Source organism: uncultured Amaricoccus sp. (genome assembly GCF_937858865.1).
Lineage (GTDB): Bacteria > Pseudomonadota > Alphaproteobacteria > Rhodobacterales > Rhodobacteraceae > Amaricoccus.
This window is the reverse complement of sequence record NZ_CALLYO010000006.1, coordinates 1-2761: the sequence shown is the minus strand read 5'-3', so window position 1 is coordinate 2761 and position 2761 is coordinate 1. Positions and strand designations below refer to the sequence as shown.

Below are 2761 nucleotides of genomic sequence, written 5' to 3'. Positions count from 1 at the left end.
ATCGGCGAGACGAAGCTCACCGTCGGCGGCACCGGGCTGACCAACAGGCCCGACCGCACCTGGGGCTCGCTCGGCCTCGGCGGCACCTGGAGCTGGGCGGACGGCCAATACGCCGTCTACGGCGAGGGCCTCGTCAGCACCAGCCTGGCGAACTTCGGCGACTCCTACACCGGCGCGGCGACCGCCGGCTTCCGCATCGCCTGGTGATGCCGGGCGGCAGGCGCCCCATGGGACGCCTGCCGCTCACGCCGCAAAGGGGTTCACCACCCGCATCTGCCGCGCCACCACGAAGCCGTGCTGCATGTCCTCCGACAGGAGCGTGTCGCATCCGGCAACGAGCCCGGCCGCGACGATCATCGCGTCATAGACCGGGAGTCCGTGCCGTTCGGCCAGCGCCAGCCCGAGCTCGTGCGTTTCGACCGTCAGCGGCTCGACGGCGACGAACGCCCGCACCGCCGCCAGCAGTTCCGCCGTCTCCTCCCAGCCGAGCCCCATCCGGCGCCGGGCCACGTTCGCCAGCTCGTTCAGCACCTGCACGCTCACCGTGCCGCCCTCGGCCAGCAGCCGCTCCGCGATGTCGGCCTTCCGCCTGTCCGCCGAGGCGAGGTAGACCAGCACGTTGGTATCGAGGAAGCGGCCGCTCACGCGCCGCGCTCGCTCGCCTCGTCCCGGTCGAAGCGAAAGTCGGCGGGCAGCCGCCCGCGGAGCCTCCTCAGCCGCGCGAGCAGCGCCTCTGGATCGGGCTTGCGCCGCACACTGAACCGCCGCTCCGCGTCGACACCGATCTCGATCTCGTCGCCTTCCTTCAGGCCGAGCTCCTCGACCACGGCCGCGGGCAGTCGCACCGCCAGGCTGTTGCCCCATCTCGAGACCTGCATGGCTCCTCCGGAGGATATACGCCTCAATAATGTATATCTTCGCGGCGGCCCGGGCAACGGCGCGATCGGGGCCCGCAGGCGAGCAACGAAGTTTTAACCCGACGAATCCTTTCCGGATCAACAGGATACCTATAGTTTCGCGCGCGAAATCCTGATTGCGCAGGGCTCACGCCCCGCGCGCTCCCGCGTCCGATCGCCCGTTCAATCCCCCGCCGCCGCCACCGGGATCGGCCGGCCGGGGGTGAGCGTCTCGACGGCCTTGAGGATGCCGGCGGCGTCGATGCCGTAGTGGCGGTAGAGGTCGGCGATCCGTCCGGTCTGGCCGAAATGCTCGACGCCGAGCGCGCGGCCGCGGTGGCCGGCGACCGAGCCGAGCCAGGCGAGCGCGGCCGGGTGGCCGTCGCAGACGGTGACGATCGCCGCCTCGCGCGGCACCGCCGCCATCAGCCGCTCGACGTGCGCCCGCGCCTCCGCCGCCCCCGCCTCGCGCGCCCGCTGCGCCGCCGACCAGCCGGCGTTCAGCCGATCGGCCGAGGTGACGGCGAGGAGCGCCGGCGCCCGCCGCGTCTCGGCCAGCCGGCCGACCGCCTCGACCGCCTCCGGCGCGACGACGCCGGTATAGGCGATCACGATCTCGGTCGAGGGCTCGGGCGGGCGCAGCCAGTAGCCGCCGTCGACCACCTCCTGCGCCAGCGCCGGCGTCATCGGCCGCCCCGGCTGCTCGACCGGCCGGGTGGAGAGCCGCAGGTAGACCGAGCCGCCCGTCGCGTCGCGCAGCCAGGTGCGCGGGTCGGGCGTGCGGTCGCCGTCCCGCTGCAGATAGTCGAAGGCCCAGCCGAGGATCACCCCGAGCTCGTCGGTGAAGGCCGGCTCGAAGGCGGCGAGCCCGTCCTGCGCCATGCCGACCAGCGGCGGCGCGATCGACTGGTGCGCGCCCCCCTCGGGCGCCAGCGTCACCCCGGAGGGCGTGCCGACCAGGATGAAGCGCGCGTCCTGGTAGCAGGCATAGTTGAGCTGGTCCGCCGACCTGAGCACGAAGGGATCGTAGACCGTGCCGATCGGCAGCAGCCGCACGCCGTTGATCTGGTGCGAGAGCCCGAGCGCCGAGAGCATGGTCATCAGGTTCGCCTCGGCGATGCCGAGCTCGATATGCTGCCCCGCGGGCGAGAACTCCCAGGTATAGGTCGAGGGGATGCGCTCGGCCTTGAAGGTGTCGGCCAGCGCCTCGCGCGCGTGCAGGCCGCGCCGGTTCACCCAGCCGCCGAGGTTGGTCGAGACGGTGACGTCGGGCGCCGTGGTCACGATCCGGTCGGCGAGCGGCCCGCCCTGCCGCGCGATCTCGTTCAGGATCTGCCCGAAGGCCATCTGCGTCGAGACCGGCTTGCCGCGGTTGTCGGCGAGCGGCAGCGCCGCCGGCACCTCGACCGGCCCGGCCGCGAGCCGTCGCGGCCCGGCCGCGAAGAAGCGCGCCCCCCTCGCCACCCGCTCGAGCCCGGCCGGATCGGCCATCCCCTCCCAGGGGTCGAACTCGTGCCCGGCCCGGATGCCCATCGCGGCGCGCAGGCCCTCGATCTGCGCCGGGGTCATCAGCCCGGCGTGGTTGTCCTTGTGCCCGGCGAGCGGCAGCCCGCGCCCCTTGATGGTATAGGCGAGGAAGAGCGTCGGCCGGTCGTGCCGCCCCGCCGCCTCGAAGGCGTGCAGGAGGCTCGCGAGGTCGTGCCCGCCGAGGTTCTCCATCAGCGCCGCCAGCTCCGCGTCCGAGCGCCGCTCGATCAGCGCCGAGACCGGCCCCTGGTCGCCGAGGTCGTCGAGAAGCCGCCGCCGCCACGCCGCACCGCCCTGGAAGGTCAGCGCCGAATAGAGCTGGTTCGGGCAGGCCTCGA

4 protein-coding genes are annotated in these 2761 nt (G+C 73.2%); 1 reads left to right on the top strand and 3 read right to left on the bottom strand.

Going from position 1 to position 2761, the window contains the following annotated elements; translation table 11 throughout:
- Positions 1-207 (top strand): hypothetical protein (locus tag Q0112_RS00105; protein ID WP_297970027.1); only part of this gene is annotated, 207 nt, incomplete at its 5' end.
- 36 nt (positions 208-243) lie between these two features.
- On the opposite strand, the gene Q0112_RS00100 is transcribed toward Q0112_RS00105, so the two are convergent.
- The 3 genes from Q0112_RS00100 to Q0112_RS00090 form a co-directional block, all read right to left on the bottom strand.
- Complete coding sequence (locus Q0112_RS00100; protein WP_297970026.1) at positions 244-645, bottom strand: PIN domain-containing protein; 402 nt, start codon at positions 643-645, stop codon at positions 244-246.
- A complete protein-coding gene (locus Q0112_RS00095) occupies positions 642-878 on the bottom strand; it encodes an AbrB/MazE/SpoVT family DNA-binding domain-containing protein (RefSeq protein WP_297970025.1) in 237 nt (78 codons plus the stop codon). Before Q0112_RS00095 ends, Q0112_RS00100 begins: the two co-directional genes overlap by 4 nt.
- A 201-nt stretch (positions 879-1079) precedes the next feature.
- The coding region (locus Q0112_RS00090) for a transketolase (protein WP_297970024.1) at positions 1080-2761 on the bottom strand (1682 nt) is incomplete at its 5' end.